13 protein-coding genes and 1 tRNA gene are annotated in these 15479 nt (G+C 36.0%); 7 read left to right on the plus strand and 7 right to left on the minus strand.

All coding sequences use genetic code 11. From position 1 onward, the window contains the following. Nucleotides 1–16: 16 nt before the first annotated feature. From CVULP_RS00785 to CVULP_RS00800, 4 genes are all read right to left on the minus strand, one after another. Entirely contained in the window at nucleotides 17–1849 is a 1833-nt protein-coding gene (locus tag CVULP_RS00785) for a flagellin (RefSeq protein WP_265415674.1), read from the minus strand. 111 nt (nucleotides 1850–1960) lie between these two features. Next, a complete protein-coding gene (locus CVULP_RS00790; RefSeq protein ID WP_099507284.1) occupies nucleotides 1961–2569 on the minus strand; it encodes a hypothetical protein in 609 nt (202 codons plus the stop codon). A 54-nt stretch (nucleotides 2570–2623) separates the two neighbouring features. Then, entirely contained in the window at nucleotides 2624–3745 is a 1122-nt protein-coding gene (gene truD, locus CVULP_RS00795) for a tRNA pseudouridine(13) synthase TruD (protein WP_099507285.1), read from the minus strand. Further along, nucleotides 3714–4529 (minus strand): thiamine-phosphate kinase, encoded by an 816-nt coding sequence (locus tag CVULP_RS00800; RefSeq protein WP_099507286.1) that lies wholly within the window; start codon nucleotides 4527–4529, stop codon nucleotides 3714–3716. Before CVULP_RS00800 ends, truD begins: the two co-directional genes overlap by 32 nt. Nucleotides 4530–4607: 78 nt before the next feature. Here CVULP_RS00800 and CVULP_RS00805 point away from each other — a divergent pair, with 78 nt between their 5' ends. The 3 genes from CVULP_RS00805 to CVULP_RS00815 are packed head-to-tail and all read left to right on the plus strand — an operon-like array spanning nucleotide 4608 to nucleotide 7838. Next, nucleotides 4608–5546, plus strand: a complete 939-nt coding sequence (locus CVULP_RS00805) for a cation diffusion facilitator family transporter (RefSeq protein ID WP_099461113.1) — start codon at nucleotides 4608–4610, stop codon at nucleotides 5544–5546. After that, nucleotides 5536–5733: a cation transporter gene (locus CVULP_RS00810; RefSeq protein WP_099507287.1), complete on the plus strand. Its 198-nt coding sequence runs from the start codon at nucleotides 5536–5538 to the stop codon at nucleotides 5731–5733. Before CVULP_RS00805 ends, CVULP_RS00810 begins: the two co-directional genes overlap by 11 nt. Then, entirely contained in the window at nucleotides 5730–7838 is a 2109-nt protein-coding gene (locus CVULP_RS00815; RefSeq protein WP_099507288.1) for a heavy metal translocating P-type ATPase, read from the plus strand. Before CVULP_RS00810 ends, CVULP_RS00815 begins: the two co-directional genes overlap by 4 nt. Here the strand turns inward: CVULP_RS00815 and CVULP_RS00820 are convergent. Beyond that, nucleotides 7809–8183 carry a hypothetical protein gene (locus CVULP_RS00820; RefSeq protein WP_099461116.1) on the minus strand — a complete coding sequence of 125 codons (375 nt, stop codon included), beginning with the start codon at nucleotides 8181–8183 and terminating at the stop codon, nucleotides 7809–7811. The genes CVULP_RS00815 and CVULP_RS00820 overlap by 30 nt on opposite strands. 89 nt (nucleotides 8184–8272) lie before the next feature. On the opposite strand from CVULP_RS00820, the gene CVULP_RS00825 reads away from it, so the two are divergent. Together CVULP_RS00825 and CVULP_RS00830 are read left to right on the plus strand one after the other, a co-directional pair. Continuing rightward, nucleotides 8273–9175, plus strand: coding sequence for an NAD(P)H-dependent glycerol-3-phosphate dehydrogenase (locus tag CVULP_RS00825; protein WP_099461117.1), 903 nt, complete (start codon nucleotides 8273–8275; stop codon nucleotides 9173–9175). Nucleotide 9176: 1 nt separating this feature from the next. Then, a complete protein-coding gene (locus CVULP_RS00830) occupies nucleotides 9177–10337 on the plus strand; it encodes an amidohydrolase family protein (RefSeq protein WP_099507289.1) in 1161 nt (386 codons plus the stop codon). Here the strand turns inward: CVULP_RS00830 and CVULP_RS00835 are convergent. Both CVULP_RS00835 and CVULP_RS00840 read right to left on the minus strand, forming a co-directional pair. Next, the gene (locus tag CVULP_RS00835; protein WP_099461119.1) at nucleotides 10334–10984 is read right to left on the minus strand and encodes a potassium channel family protein; all 651 of its coding nucleotides are present in this window, start codon (nucleotides 10982–10984) and stop codon (nucleotides 10334–10336) included. The genes CVULP_RS00830 and CVULP_RS00835 overlap by 4 nt on opposite strands. An 11-nt stretch (nucleotides 10985–10995) precedes the next feature. Then, the gene (locus tag CVULP_RS00840; RefSeq protein ID WP_099461120.1) at nucleotides 10996–12339 is read right to left on the minus strand and encodes a TrkH family potassium uptake protein; all 1344 of its coding nucleotides are present in this window, start codon (nucleotides 12337–12339) and stop codon (nucleotides 10996–10998) included. A 124-nt stretch (nucleotides 12340–12463) separates the two neighbouring features. Between CVULP_RS00840 and CVULP_RS00845 the strand changes: the two genes are divergently transcribed. Together CVULP_RS00845 and CVULP_RS00850 are read left to right on the plus strand one after the other, a co-directional pair. Further along, a tRNA-Phe gene (locus CVULP_RS00845) sits at nucleotides 12464–12539 on the plus strand. A 198-nt stretch (nucleotides 12540–12737) separates the two neighbouring features. Further along, nucleotides 12738–15479, plus strand: a complete 2742-nt coding sequence (locus tag CVULP_RS00850) for an autotransporter domain-containing protein (RefSeq protein WP_265415675.1) — start codon at nucleotides 12738–12740, stop codon at nucleotides 15477–15479.

Consider the following 15479-nt stretch of genomic DNA (forward strand, 5'->3'; position numbering starts at 1 on the left):
AAGCACCCATTAAGAATTATTGTAAAAGTTTTAGAACATTTTGTTGAACTTGATTTGCTTGACTCATAGCATAAGATCCACTTTGAGCTAAAATGTTATATTTTGAGAAATTTGCACTCTCAGCGGCGAAATCCACATCGCGTATGGTCGATTCAGCAGCTTTGACATTAACCTGAGTTACGGTAATGTTATTAATCGTAACTTGAAGCTGATTTTGCACAGCACCGATGTCCGCACGAATTTGGTCTAGGTTTATAGTCGCAGTTTCAACGACATCCATTACAGCCATAGCACCTTTGAGTGTGGTTACACCTGCGGTTTGCACTTGACCGATATTTTCAGCCTTAGTCGTTTCTCTTACAACGCCAAGATTAGATAAAACTACACTAAGACCATTTGCTTGAGCCGAACCAATTAAAAGATCGCCTCTAACACTCGAGATTGCATTTACAGCCACAGTATAAACAGTTGAGAAAGCAAGAGCTGAAAGACCGCTTACACCCATAGCAGAGAATGATATGGTGGAGAGCTGTCCAAGTCCAGGTCCTATATCAACCATTAGTCCAACATTTGAAATTTTAGAAGTTACCCATATAGAAAAACCACTACCACCACTATTGACAAGAGTTGTTATAGTACTCATACCTGTTCCTGCAAGCACCGTAAGAGAACTAACGCCTACTTGGATACTTCCTAGTCTTTCCACAGAGTTAAAGCCCATAGCTTCAGCCAAATCTTTAGAAATTTGCCCCTTAGTCTCTCTTAAAGAAACAGAAGATTGAGAGACAAGCTTATCGTGTTCAAAGCCAAAGCCAGTTCCCTCTATTGCTATATCTCTACCATCATTTTTCACTAAGGATAAACGCCCATAGTTTTCCATCATATTAATGGCTATACCAGCACCATTTCCTATGCTACCTGTGATTTTAATCCCACGACCATCAGCTGAAGTGAGGAGAAGTTTTCCATTTTCATCTAGGGCTGCTTGAACACCTGTAGTATCTTTAACAGCATTGATAGCGGCAATTAAAGCACCATTTGAGTCATTATTTTCATAAGAAATTTTGCCAATAATTACACCATTAATTGCGAAATTTTCATTTGTTGTGCCTGCCATAACAGGTCTTGCTCCTACAGTTTGGACATTAAAGCTAGCACGAACACCTGTTTTATCAGCTACCCTGTTAATCTCTTCAGCCAAAGCACCTATACCTGTGCCTACTGAAGTTGAAATTTTGATTTTAGGAAATTTAAAATCTTCTAAGCCATTATAGTTTTTAATAACCATTTCTACTTCACTACTTTTGATGATTTGCTGACCTGTTTCAAATCTCGTAAGACCGATTTTGCTAGATTGTGTTGGTCCTATGGTTGCTTTTATAGTTTGATTAGACTGTGAGCCTATTTGAAACTCTTGATTGATAAAACCACCACTTAATAGCTGCTTTCCGTTAAAGGAAGTTGTATTAGCAATGTTGTCAAGCTCTTCCATAAGTCTATTGATGTCTGCTTGAAGCATTGTTCTTGTTTTAAGACTTTGACCATCTTGAGCTGCTTGAGTTGCCTTAGTTTTGATAGTATCTAAGATTTTAAGCTGCTCGTCCATAGCCTTGTCTGCTGTTTGCAAGATGCCTATAGCATCGTTACCATTATTAATAGCTTGGCCTAAAGTGGCTGCTTGAGAACGCAAAGAATCCGCTATCGCCATCCCTGAAGCATCATCTGCTGCTGAGTTAATCCTAAGACCAGAACTTAGTCTTGATAAAGACTTATCGAGCTGTCCTGCATTAACCACTGAATTCGCGTGAGCGTTTAACGCACCGATATTTGTGTTTATTCTAAAACCCATTTTAAATCCTTTCAAAATATTGCTCGAAAGGGATAAAGCAAGAAGTGTTCCAAGTTTAAATAATGATTTTGTGAGATAAAAGTAAGCTAAGGCACAAGATGTGCCTTAGACTCAAGCCTCAAGATTTAGCGTTTGTCCGCCAAGTTCGTCAATGCGTTTGCTAACCTTTTCTATGGCTTGATTTATGGTGTCTTGGCTTATTTGAGGTAGCTTTCCACCCCACAAATTTTGTGCCTCTTCAAAGCCCTTTTTCATACCCTCTAAGCCCTTTTGAAGCTTTTCAAGGTTGTCTCCAGCACCTTGTATCACAAAGTCTGCGATACGATTTGCCGTATTTGCGACACCGAAAAATCCATTCTCCCCAACAAGCTCTTTAAGCTCATCTTGATTCATAGCCAAAGGGCTTTTACCCATATAGCCAAGCCCTGCAAAATCTATCTTAGAAAGGATAGACTCCGCCGTGCCACCTAATAAATTTGACACTCCAGTTTGTGCGTTAGTATTGCCAAAAATGGCATTCATACTTTGCTGTGCAAACTCCATAAAATAAAGCTGCGACAAGCCTTTTCCGCCGAGAGAATTTAATTTGTCTAAAGTCTCCTCATCCTTTAAATTCGCACTTTGCAAATTCATTGTTTGGGTGTTAGACTCCACATTTGCCTTCTTATTGCTAACCGCGTGCGTTATGCTAGCGACATTTGCGTAAGTATTCACTTGCATTTTTGCTCCTTTACGCGTGGGGTATTCTTAATATCGACTTTTTTTAAAAAAATTTTAGTTTTCTAAGTCCTCATCTTGCAAAAGCTCGTTTAAAATCACTGTCGCATAAGAGCCTTTTTCTAAGAAAAATTCAAAACTAAAATGTGCCTTTTGTGCATCATAGTGATATTTTAAATCCTTTAAATATCCCCACATAAAACGCCTTGAGCCTTGCATTTGATTTTTAAATTCCAAGCCCTCTCTAAAAAACTCTTGCTCCAACTTTTTAGCAAAACCCTCCCCGCACTCAAACGCCCTAAGTCCCACCAAAAGTCCCATAGCACTAAGATCCCTTGCCTTAAATCTTTCAAGCTCTTTTTTTAAATCCTCACACAAAAAACATTTTCCAAAAGGATAATGCCCCAAAACTTCATTATGCAAAAGCTTAAAAAACTGCTTTTGTGCCTTTAAATTTTTTGCTTCTTCTTTAGAAATTTTATAAATTTCGCCCAGCTCACTAAGGCTAAATTCCTTAACAAAATGCGAAATTTCCACTCTTTTACTAAGATAGCGATTAAAAAGCTCACTTTGAAAGGCGGAGATGAGAAAATCTTTCATTTTGACATTTTTCATTTTTTTACCCTGTAAAATGGCAAGTCCCTCTTTATAATTATCTTTAAATTTACCAAAACGCTGATAGCCAAAATAGTTTGCAAAGCCTATTTTGTTAAGATTTTCTAGAGCTTGTTCTAATTTAAGTGCGTCATTTGGAAGCACTTTTTTAAGCCTGATAAAAAAGGAATTTCCCTTTAAATGCCCTATTCTTAGCTTATTATTGTGGATAAAACTTTGCGTGATTTTTATTTTAGGGTGAGAAAAATTTAGCAAATTTTTTTCAAATTTTTTAGGTAAAGAGAGGTGTTGAAAGGTGCAACCTTGCTTATCTTTAAGCCCAGCATAGCCAAAATCACGCATTTTAATCCCGCTAAATTCGCTTAAAATGCGTAAAGCCTCGTGTGTGCTTAAATCCTTTTTACAAATGTGTAAGATTAAATGCTCACCCTCCCCACTAAATTCATAAAGAGGCTTTTCCCTTACGACAAAATCTTCGCTATTTTTACTAAAATACGCATTAATTTTGCTATGCCTTAATACACGCAAGGGCTTAAAAATGGTGTTCTCGTCCTTTAAATTCATATTTTCCTTTCACTGCTTTAGCAAAAATGTTAAGTTTAACCTTATGTTTTTTGGCGATTTTTTTAAGCTCTTTTTTGTGCTTTTTGTCAAAGCCAAATAAAATTTCATATTCTTCCCCACTATAAAGCTCTTTTTTGTTAAATTTTTTCCGCCAAGAAATACCCAAATGATTTGCCTTTAAAAGGCGAGATAAATCCTTGCTTAAGCCGTCTGAAATGTCCATAGCACAAGAGATTTTAGGGGCGATTGCGTAAAAAAATTTATGGCGAAGTTTGGGTTTGATGAATTTGTGATTTTTACTAAGTTTCCCCCTATTTTGTAGGGTTTTAAGCCCCTTTAAGCTTTGACCTAGTTTGCCTGTAAAAGCGAGTAAATGCCCCCTTTTAAGTCCTGTTCTAAACACAGGCTTTTTAACCTTAGAAATTAAAGTAATGCTAATGCCTATTTTATCACTTTGTATTGTGTCCCCGCCTATGATTTTAATGCGGAATTTTTTCGCCGTTTTTAAAAAGCCTTTTTGTAAATTTTTTATCTCTTTTTTGCTTAAATTTGGTAAGCTAAGTCCTAAAAGTGCGTATTTTGGCACGGCGTTCATAGTTATGGCATCTGAAATATTAACTAGCATTGCTTTTGTAGCGATTTGCTCTAAACTTAGCCAAGAGCGTTTAAAATGCACATCTTGGACAAACAAATCCTTACTAAAGCACCATTTTCCAAGCGCAGCACCATCATCTCCGTTAAGCTTATTTTTAAAAGCCTTGATGATAAAATCTTCCTTATTCATAGTTAAATTTTATAGAATTTTCTTTAATTGTTAGTGAAATTTTGTAAAAATTGCTTATAATTTAGCAAAAGGATCAAAATGTATGATTATCTCTCACATCAGCCTTTATTAAAGACTTGTAAGCACGAGCATACTCATCATCACAACCATAATCACGCCGATGTGAGAGCTATGGATAAGAAAATTTTAATCATTTCTTTAACGATGACAGCTTCAATGATGTTTGTGCAATTTGTTTATGCCTTGCTTTCAAATTCCTTAGCCCTTTTAAGTGATACCTTGCATATGTTTTCAGATGTTTTTGCCCTTGCTTTAAGCCTTTTAGCCCTCATTGCCGTGCAAAAGTGGCAAAACGAGCAAAAAACCTTTGGCTATTTTCGTCTTGAAGTTTTAGTCGCCTTTGTCAATGCTTTAAGTATTATCGTATCGGCGATTTTTATCATTTATGAGAGCATTTATAAGCTTTTTTATCCTGAAGAAATCGACGCTAAGACTATGATTATCGTGGCTTTTTTGGGGCTTTTAGTCAATGCCTTTAACGCTTTTTTGATGTTTAAAAATGCAAATTTAGATAATCTTAACATCAAATCTGCCTTTTACCATATGATGAGTGATTTACTAGGCTCTGTTGTGGTTGTGGTAGGTGGAGTGGCTGTGTATTTGAGTGGAATTTTTTACATCGATAGTCTTTTAGCACTTATTTTAGCTTTTTTACTTTTGCGTTGGGCTGTGATTTTACTCAAACAAAGCACAAATATACTCCTTGAAAGCTCTCCTGTGGATATTAACGCCGTTAGGGCTATGATTTTAGAAGATGAAAGAGTTGAAGAGGTATTTGATTTGCACATTACACAAATTACTAATGAAATGCTAGTGGCGACTATGCATATCAAAACGCCTCTTGTTAGCCTTGATGAATTCGAGCTTTTATCGCAAGATTTAGCAAAAAATTTACTTGAAAACTTTCGCATAGGACATTCAACCATACAAGCTTTAAGGAGTAAAAATGAAATTTAAAGTCGCTAATGTAAATTGCATTAATTGCGTTAATCTCATCAAAAATTCGCTAGAAGACACTTTTGGTGCGATTGAAATTGACCTTGAGGCTAAAATTTTAAGCGTCAATTTACAAGAAAAAGATAAAGAAAATTTTGAAAAAGAATTAAGCGAACTAGGTTTTGAAATTTTAGAGCAAATTCAATGAGAGAATTTAGACTTAAAATCGGCAAAATGAGTTGCGTAAATTGTGCAAATGCCATAGAAAGAGCCGTGAAAAAAATTGAAGATGTTGAAGAAGTTAGCATCTCTTACACAAATTCTAGCGGAGTTTTTTTACTTAAAAATGACACAGCAAAACAAAGCGTAAAAGATAAAATCTCTCAACTTGGCTTTGAAATTCTACAAGATGAACAAAACATAGAAAAGCTTAAGCAAAAAGAGCTAAAACGCCTAAAATTTAAACTTTTACTTGCCTTAGTTTTAAGTGCTTTGATGATGTTTTTTGAAATGTTTGTTTTTAATGCTTTTTCTTACAATCTTCAACTTATTTTAAGTTTCGTTGTGATTTTTTATTGTGGATTTGACTTTTTTGCAAGTGCTATTAAAGGTTTAAAATATAAAAGTTTGACGATGAATACCCTAGTTGCTTTGGGAAGTTTAAGTGCGTTTTTATACTCTTTATGTGTGTATTTTGAACTTTTTGGAGAGCATTTGTATTTTAGCGGAGCGGCGATGATTATCTCTTTTGTGCTTTTGGGAAAATTCATTGAGGAAAAAACAAAAAACAAAGCTCAAATGTATCAAAATAAACTCCAAAATTTAGAAGCTAAAAAAGCAAAAATCGTGCTTGAAAATGGCGAGATAAAAGAACTTCCTAGCTCATTTGTTAAAGTAAATGACATTTTACAACTTTCTCAAAATGAAGTAAGTCCTGTTGATGGGGTGATTTTAGAAGGAAGTGCGGAAGTTGATATGAGCTTTTTAAATGGCGAATTTATGCCCGTGCTTAAAAAGGCAGGAGAAAGCTTAGAAGCAGGTGCTTTAATCATTAGCGGAAATTTAAAGCTAAAAGCAAGCAAAAAGGCTATGGATAGCACCTTAGAACAGCTTAAAGACCTTGTTTTTAAGGCAAGTCTTTTTAAAAGCCCTTTAATGCAACTCATCGATAAAATTTCAGCCTATTTTGTGGGCTTTATTCTTATTTTAGCATTTTGTGTTTTTCTATTTTATCTACCAAATTTAGAAGAGGCTTTTTTACACGCTCTTGCCGTGCTTTTAATCTCCTGCCCTTGTGCCTTAGGGCTTGCCACGCCTCTAGCCTTAGCTCTAGCCTTTGAAAAGGGCGCTAAGAATTTCATTTTACTCAAAAACCCTGCCGCACTTGAAATTTTAAGTCAAATCAAACTTGTGCTATTTGATAAAACAGGCACACTTACGCAAAATACTCTAACAATTTTCAAACATAATCTAAGCGATGAAAATTTTCTCAAACTCGCCCAAATTCAAACTCAAAGTTCTCACCCTATCGCAAAAGCTATCGCTAAAAAATCAAAAGAAAACACCTTAAAAGGAGAAATTACTCATCAAATCGGCAAGGGTCTCATTTACAAAGAGGACGAAAATACCTATCTCATAGGCAATGAAGAGCTTTTGCAAGGCGTAAAAGAACTAGAAAAAACAAAACAATTTTTAAATACTTGCGATGAATTTGCACCCATTAGGGTTTATTTTGCTAAAAATGGCATTTGTCTTGGAGGGGTAGCCCTAAAAAATGCCCTTAAAAAAGACGCAAAAGAGCTTATTGATTTTTTAAATTTGCAACACATTAAAAGCGTGATTTTAAGCGGAGATAATGAAAAAAGCGTGGCTAAAATCGCTAAAGAATTAAACATTGATTTTCACGCTAAAATGAAACCTGAAGATAAATTTAACTTCCTTCAAAATGCTCAAAAAGAGTATAAAATTCTTTTTATCGGCGATGGCTTAAATGACGCTGCTGCCCTTAAAAAAGCAGATCTTAGCATAAGTTTTAGCGAGGCAAGTGAGTTGGCTAAAAATAACACAGATATTATTTTAATGCGTGAGAATTTAGCTCTTGTTAAGCTTTGTTTTCGCCTAGCAAAAAGAACAAAACACATCATCAAACTTAATCTTTTCTGGGCTTTTAGCTATAATCTTTTTAGCATACCTCTTGCGGCAGGGGCTTTTAGCCTTTCTTTAAGTCCGCACTTAGCCGCTTTGATGATGAGTTTAAGCTCTTTAGCAGTGGTTTTAAATTCCCTAAGACTTAAGATGGATAAAACTTTCTAAAATCACACCATCAACGCCCATTTCATAGTATTTTTCTAAATGACAAAGTTCTTTAACGAGTGCTAAAATTTTACTATCAAACAAATAAAACTCCGCCGCCCTTGCACCAAATTTAGCCAAATTTTCATCTTTAAAAATTAAATATTCCGCCCCCAAAGCATTAGAGAGAAAAATTTCATCTTTTTCTTTTACAAAAATGGCAAATTTTACCCCTTGCTTCTTCGCTTCTTTAATTTGCTTTTCATCATACTCAAAACAAAAAATCGCCCCCTTTTCACTACGAAAATTCCTATGTGTAAAGATGAAAGAAGGTGTTTTAATCAAATCGTGTCCAAAAATCAGCATAAAAATCCTTTTCGCTTTGATTTTACCTTATTTTGCTTAAAGTTAATGAAAAAACGCTAAAATAAAACAAATTCAAAAGAAAGTGCTAAATGAGTTCAATCGCTGTCATCGGTGCTGGAAAGTGGGGAAGTGCCTTATACCACGCTTTAAATGCTAAAAATCCTTGCTTTATCAGTTCCCCAACCCCGAGAAAAATGGCTAATTTCATTCCCATCGAAGAGGCATTAAAATGCGAATATCTCATTTTCGCTCTTAGCTCTCAAGCCTTGCATACTTGGCTTCAAACGCATTTTAAAAATCAAAATGCAAAAGTATTGATTGCGTCTAAGGGGATTGAGGCTAAAACGGGGCTATTTTTAGATGAAATTTTTAAAGAATTTTTAGATGAAAGCCAAATTTGCGTCTTAAGCGGTCCGTCCTTTGCTGCGGAGGTAGAAAAGCACTTGCCAACTGCCTTGATGATTAATGGTAAAAATTTAACCCTCTGTAAAGAATTTGCAAATTTTTTCCCTCCCTTTATCAAAACTTATATTGATGATGATGTAAGAGGAGCTGAAATTTGCGGAGCGTATAAAAATGTCCTTGCCATAGCTAGCGGGATATGCGATGGTTTAAAGCTAGGGAATAATGCAAGAGCAAGTCTTATTTCAAGAGGCTTAATAGAAATGCACCGCTTTGGTAAATTCTTTCAGGCGAAAGAAGAGACTTTTTTAGGATTAAGTGGGGCTGGGGATTTGTTTTTAACAGCTTCTAGTGTGCTTTCAAGAAATTACCGCGTAGGATTAATGTTAGCACAAAATAAAAATTTGCAAGAAATTTTACAAACGCTTGGCGAAGTAGCAGAGGGCGTTGAAACGGCTTTTGCTATCGAAAAATTAGCTAAAGAAAATCAAATTTACACGCCCATAGTAAGCGAAGTTGCGAGGATTTTAGAGGGTAAGAGCGTAAAAAATTCGGTAGAAAAGCTTTTAAAACAAAGTGATTGGATATAAAATGATAATTAAAAATGCAAAAATTTATGGAAAAGAGCTAAAAGACCTTGAAATTTCACAAGGACTTATACAAAAAATAGGCGAAAATTTGCAAGGAGAAGAAATTTTTGACGCTAAAAGCCTAACGCTTTTGCCCTCTTTTATCGATTTATGCGTTTATCTTAAAAATGACAAATTTTCTCTAGCAAATTTAGACCTTTTAGAAAAAGAATGCTTAAAAGGCGGAGTTAGCACTATACTTTTGCGTGATGTGATGGACTTTGATGAAGAAACTTTTGGCTTATTTTTGCAAAATTTATCACACAGAACTTTACAAATTTTTTCTAGCATTAAGGTTAAAGAGCCGCTTAAAAATATCGCTTCAATGATTAATCAAGGTGCAGTAGCTTTGGAGCTTGAAAGCAAACTTAATGCAAATATCCTTAAAATCGCTATGCAATACGCCCTAATGAAACAAGTGCCTATTTTTACACAATGCTTAAATGAAGACTTTGACGATAATGGCGTGATGAATGATTGCCTTTTAAGCTCTAAATTAGGACTTATGGGTATGAGTGCGGTAGGTGAGCTAAGTGAGGTGGCTAAGATTAAGGAAATTGCCGCTTTTTATCAAAGTGAAGTCATTTTTGATTGCTTAAGCCTCGCAAAATCCCTTGATTTAGCACAAAATGAGGCGGTTTTGGTAAGCATACATCATTTAATTAAAAATGAAAATGCTTGTATGGACTTTAACACCGCCGCGAAAATCAAGCCTCCTTTAAGAAGTGAGACTGATTGTGCTTTTTTACAAAATGCTCTTAAAGAGGGCAAAATTCGCTTTTTAAGTGCAATGCACTGCCCTAAGTCTTCAAATCTAAAAGATTTAGCCTTTGATGAAGCGGCGTTTGGAATTCATAGCATTTGCGAGTATGTGAGCCTTTGTTACAGCTTTTTAGTGCAAAATGATTTTATATCGTGGGAAAAATTATGCGAAGTGACAAGCCTCAATCCAGCCAAGTTTTTAAAACTAAATAGCGGAGAAATCAAAGAGGGCAAAGAAGCAAATTTGATTTTATTTGACGAAAATGCCAATATAAAAGCCCCTTCAACTTCCCTTTATTATGAAGATGAACTTAAGGGAGAAGTTAAACACCACTTGCTTAAGGGCAAATTTGTCTTTTAATGCTCAAATTCTTTTAGCTCTTTAGTTGTGCCAAGTAAAATCACAACATCACCCGAAAAAGCCGTAATGGTCTCTAAATCGGGCAAAATTTCCCAATCGCTATTGAGTTTTTTATAAGCGACTAAGTGCATATTTTGTGCGATGTGTTTGAGTGAATTTCCTGCTAATTTATCATCGATAGTGATTTTTACCGCGCGCATAGTATTAGAAGAGAGGTCAAATACTTCAAAGTCCATACTCTGCACCAAAAATTCCTTAACCAGTCTTTTTGCGCTTTCTTTTTCAGGGTAGATGACTTTAGTTGCACCCAGCTTTGAAAGAATTTGTCCGTGTATGTTAGAAGTGGCTTTTGCGATGATATTACTCACGCCTATATCTTTAAGTGCCATTAGGGTTAAAATGCTCTTTTCGACATTTTCCCCTATACTTACAATCACAACTCCAAGGTCGTGAAAGCCCGCCTCCTTAAGGGCAGCGACATTAGTAGAGTCCAAAATATAAGCGTAATTAACGCTATTTTGTATATTTTTAAGTGCTTCCTCATCTTTATCGGCTATCACCACAGTATGCCCAGCGGCTAAAAGCTCCTCCGCCACCACAGAGCCAAATTTTCCAAGTCCTATCACGCCATAAGTTAAATTTTTCATCTCTATCCTTTTTATAAATTAACCCTGCCTTGAGGGTATCTTAAATGTATAGCCTTATCTTGGTTAAAAACAGAAAGAAAAAAGGCAAAAACGCCTATCCTACCGCTTATCATCATTATAATAATAATAATTTTGCTCGCATCGTGGAATTTCGCACATAAAGAAAGAGTCCCCCCATCTCCTACCGAAAGTCCCACCGTGGCAAAAGCCGAAGAGGTCTCAAAAAACAAAGCGATAAATCTAAAATCCGTCTCCAGCAAGGAGATAGAAATCGCCGCCACGACTATATAAACAGCCGAACCAACAGCGATGATAAAAGCCTTATTAATCGTTTCTTGCGGAATTTCATAGCCAAACATTCTCACACGCCCATTTCTCAAAGTCCAGTAAGCATAGAGCAAAAGCACCATCACAGTTGTTACCTTCATACCCCCAGCCGTGCCTCCGGGTGCACCCCCTACCACCATAAACAAAGAGCCAAAAAACAAACTCGCATCTTTAAAATTTGCAATATCCAAAGTATTAAAGCCTGAAGTGCGGTAATTCACAGCCGCAAAATAAGACGCCAAAAGCTTATCAAAAAAGGAAAATTCCCCTATGCTTTTAGCGTTAGAATATTCAAAAATAAAAGTGATAAGCGTAGAAAAAATGATGAAAAAAATCGTAGCAAAAACGACAATTTTCGTATGCAAACTAAGGCTTTGCAAACGCTTTTTTTGAAAGAAATAAAGCTCAATCACCACAAAATACCCAAGCCCCCCGATAATCACTAAAGAAGTGATTAAAAGATTAATCACAAGGTCGTGTTTATAGTGCAACAAGCCATTTTCAAAAAGTATGAAGCCTGAATTATTAAAGGCACTCACAGCGTGAAAAAAGCCAAACCACAAAGCCTTAGTAAAGTCCATTTCCAAAGCAAAACGCAGGGTAAAAAGCACCGTGCCTATAAGCTCTATAATGAAAATAAAAAGCAAAACTTTTTTAAAAAATTTAAAAATCCCGTCCATTGAGGGATAAAGCAGGGACTCTTTTAGTAAATTTCTGCCACTAAAGCCGACCTTTTTGCGTATGAGTATATAGACAAAAAGTCCTATGCCCATATAACCCAAACCGCCAATTTGCACTAGTGCTAAGATGATGATTTGCCCCAGTAGTGTGAAATCCGCCGCCGTGTTTTTCACCACAAGCCCCGTCATACTCACAGCCGAAGTGCTGGTAAAAAAAGCGTCTATAAAGGATATAGGCTTAGTATGTGCCCAGTCAAAACTCAAAAGCACCGCACCAAAAAAAGCGATGATGATATAACCCGCAAGAAAAATTTTAAAGGTGCGTCTATCTAGTCCAAATTGTTTCAAAAATTCCTCTTTTTCAAGCTAAAAATTTTTATTCTATCTTATCAAAACTTTAAAAAGTATAAAATAAATTTGGAATTTTTAAACTTATCTTAAAGTTAAAAAGATAGAATTACATTTTTATTGTGGTTGGATAGCTCAGTCGGTAGAGCAGCAGACTGAAAATCTGCGTGTCGGCAGTTCGATTCTGCCTCTAACCACCACTTTTACTACATTTACCCCTTTAAAACCCCCATTTATCCACATTTCACAAAAAAAAAAAAAAACGATTTTTTGAATTTCTCTTTACTTTTTGTTAATTTTTCTTTATAATTGCGATTATTTTTATCTTAATTACGAAAGGTCTATAATGCAAAAACATCTTATCAACTCTCTTGCGGGGGGGGGGGGGGGGACACACAATGCTCTCCTGTAATCAGCAAGGAATTCACAATCTACCAAGTTACTTAAACTCTCATAGTTTTAAAAGTCGTTTAATCCCCTCTTTCTTAGCCTTAAGCGTTATCACTGCTTTATATAGCCCCTTGCAAGCAAACTGGGTGTATAATAAACCTGGTAGCTCACCTGAAAATAGTCAAAATATAACAACTAGTAGCAACGCAACGGTTCAAAATAAAAACTGGATTTTTTATACTTCAAATTCAGGCACTAATGGAAATCTAACTATCAATCATAATCTTAGTGCAAGTGGCACTGGCACTGGAGGTGGGGTCAATGTAAGTAATGGTCGCACCGTTGGCACTATCACAATAGGTAGTGATGGAAGTCTAAGCACACAACATCATGGGATTAATATAAATAGTAATGCCAATGTTAGTGAGATTAGCATCAATGGAAATTTAAGTGCTAGTGGTAACAATGGACAAGGGATTAATATAAATAATAATGCCAATGTTGGCACTATTACTTTAGGATCTAATGGTAGCATAAGCTCTCAACACAGAAGAGCCATACTAGTTAATAAAAATGCAACAATCAATCACATCGACATACAAGGAACCATCACTAATGGAAGAGGGGTTTGGAATGATGGAATCATAGGTAGTAATGGTAGTGGTGGGAGTAGTGGAACAACAACACCTGGCATTAAGGTAACAGGTAATATTACTTCAACTAGTGAGAGTGCAGCAGCCTTAGGTAATGGAGGGACTATTAATGGGAGTATTGTTGTAGAAAATAATGCTATTTTGACGGGGGGGCAAAAATTTAATACTAATTTATATTTGGCTATTGTCAATGATGGAACGATAAATGGAGACATTGAAATAAAACAAGATGCTACTTTAAATGGGGGGATTGGAAATACGAAATTAACTTACGATGGTAAGGTCAATGGAAACATTAAGGTCAATGGAACGGTTAATGGTAATATTGGAAATTATAGTGGGACTATTACAGGTAGTATTGAAATTCAAGAAAATGCTAATGTAACTGGAAACATTCGCCTTGGCACTATTGGTTCAAAAACTGCTGGAAAAGTTGAAGGAGACATCATCGTAAAAGGAACACTCAATGGCGATATAGACAGCTCAGGCACCATAGGTGGTAAAATACAAAACGAAGCAAAAAATGCCATTACCATTTACAATAGACCAGGAGCTAGTATCGCAAACGGCATAGAAAACAAAGGCACAGCCACTATCCGTAATCAAGGCAAAATTCAAAGTGGTATCATCAATGATGGTGGAACTTTAACCGTTATCAATGACTTTAGAAGAGATGAAAACGCAGCAGATGGTTATCACACCATAGGAGAGATAGGTAAAACAGCAAGTGGTGTCCATATAGAAAATAAGGGTGGAGGCAAACTTCACATTAATGCTTGGTATTTTAATAAAGAAGATTACGCCACAGCTGAAGAAAGAAAAGCAAATGCCCTACTAGTAGATGGAGATTTTGCAAACATAAGCATAGGAGATTCCTTTATCAACACAAAGGGCTTAGATGTGGATAAAACTTATAATTCTTATTCCCTCATCGCAGATAAAGACGGCAATGCCGTAGGAGATAAGGTCAATAATGGTCAAGGCATAGATGTGAATAAACTCCACTCAGTTTCAGGCATTTATAGCTTTGAAAATTTCGGAGGAGCTGGTCAGTATAGAGCTAATATCAACAGAGATGAGCTAAGTGGTAGAACCCTAGCACAATCGATCATTTATTCTCAAAGAGTAAGAAATGTCAATCTCTCAAGGATACTAAGAGAAGCCACCACTCAAGTCTTTGTTTCAGGTAAAGAAAGTGAAGTTAATGCTAATGGTAAAAGCTTAAGCCAACTAGAACAACTCCACACCAATCACAGAGATGAGAATACAAAAAATCATACCTTTGTGATTCCTTACTATCAAAACTTTAGTGCAGACTTAGGAAGTCATACGGGGAAATTAAAATCAAATTCCTCTGGTATGCTTATCGCTACGCAAAGAGAATTACCAAATGATTATGGAGTCTTTGGAGTATATGCAGGCTTTGAAAATGCTGACCAAAAGGTCGCAGGTCAAAGAATAGAAATGGACGGGAATTCTTACTATGCAGGTTTAACTTATAATCATAGCTTTTATGAAGATGATTTAACAACTTATTTTATGAATCTTACTACTAAGCTTGACTATATAGAAAGAGATGTAGAAAAAACTTATCGTGGTTATATAGGCTCTGCTAGTTCTACTGCAAAGGTATTTGGATATGGGGCAAATGCTAGAGTAGGGTTAAGCCATTATCTTCACAATGATGCGAAAATCACTCCTCAAATAGGCTTTAACTATCTAGGTATGCATAATAAGCCTTTTACTCTTAATCACTTAGGAGGCACAAGAGAGCATTATCTAGCACAAAGTTTTAATTTCATCGATGCAGTTGCGACAATCAAATATGAAACGCCTTGGATTAATCGTTTTAAAACAGCTGTGGCACTAGGAACAATCTTTAATGTCTATAAGGACGCAAAAGGAACTTTACACCTTGATAGCAATGTCTTAAATGCTGAACTTGACATCGCTAGACTTTATGGAGTGGTGCAAGGGGGAGTTTCGTATGACTTGACTAAGGATTCTGATATTTCTTTAGGATATAGTGGAATTTTCTCTTCAGCTAATACTATAAGATCTCACGCCCTTATGTTTAGATATGCTTGGTGGTGGTGA

It is taken from the genome of Campylobacter vulpis (assembly GCF_014217995.1).
Taxonomy (GTDB): Bacteria; Campylobacterota; Campylobacteria; order Campylobacterales; family Campylobacteraceae; genus Campylobacter_D; species Campylobacter_D vulpis.

What these genes read in the sequence shown, in the direction of transcription:
- CVULP_RS00820 (WP_099461116.1), bottom strand. Translation starts at nt 8,183, where the DNA reads ATGCTGATTTTTGGACACGATTTGATTAAAACACCTTCTTTCATCTTT.
- CVULP_RS00830 (WP_099507289.1), top strand. Translation starts at nt 9,177, where the DNA reads ATGATAATTAAAAATGCAAAAATTTATGGAAAAGAGCTAAAAGACCTT.
- CVULP_RS00850 (WP_265415675.1), top strand. Translation starts at nt 12,738, where the DNA reads ATGCTCTCCTGTAATCAGCAAGGAATTCACAATCTACCAAGTTACTTA.
- truD (WP_099507285.1), bottom strand. Translation starts at nt 3,745, where the DNA reads ATGAATTTAAAGGACGAGAACACCATTTTTAAGCCCTTGCGTGTATTA.
- CVULP_RS00785 (WP_265415674.1), bottom strand. Translation starts at nt 1,849, where the DNA reads ATGGGTTTTAGAATAAACACAAATATCGGTGCGTTAAACGCTCACGCG.
- CVULP_RS00810 (WP_099507287.1), top strand. Translation starts at nt 5,536, where the DNA reads ATGAAATTTAAAGTCGCTAATGTAAATTGCATTAATTGCGTTAATCTC.
- CVULP_RS00815 (WP_099507288.1), top strand. Translation starts at nt 5,730, where the DNA reads ATGAGAGAATTTAGACTTAAAATCGGCAAAATGAGTTGCGTAAATTGT.
- CVULP_RS00790 (WP_099507284.1), bottom strand. Translation starts at nt 2,569, where the DNA reads ATGCAAGTGAATACTTACGCAAATGTCGCTAGCATAACGCACGCGGTT.
- CVULP_RS00800 (WP_099507286.1), bottom strand. Translation starts at nt 4,529, where the DNA reads ATGAATAAGGAAGATTTTATCATCAAGGCTTTTAAAAATAAGCTTAAC.
- CVULP_RS00835 (WP_099461119.1), bottom strand. Translation starts at nt 10,984, where the DNA reads ATGAAAAATTTAACTTATGGCGTGATAGGACTTGGAAAATTTGGCTCT.
- CVULP_RS00805 (WP_099461113.1), top strand. Translation starts at nt 4,608, where the DNA reads ATGTATGATTATCTCTCACATCAGCCTTTATTAAAGACTTGTAAGCAC.
- CVULP_RS00825 (WP_099461117.1), top strand. Translation starts at nt 8,273, where the DNA reads ATGAGTTCAATCGCTGTCATCGGTGCTGGAAAGTGGGGAAGTGCCTTA.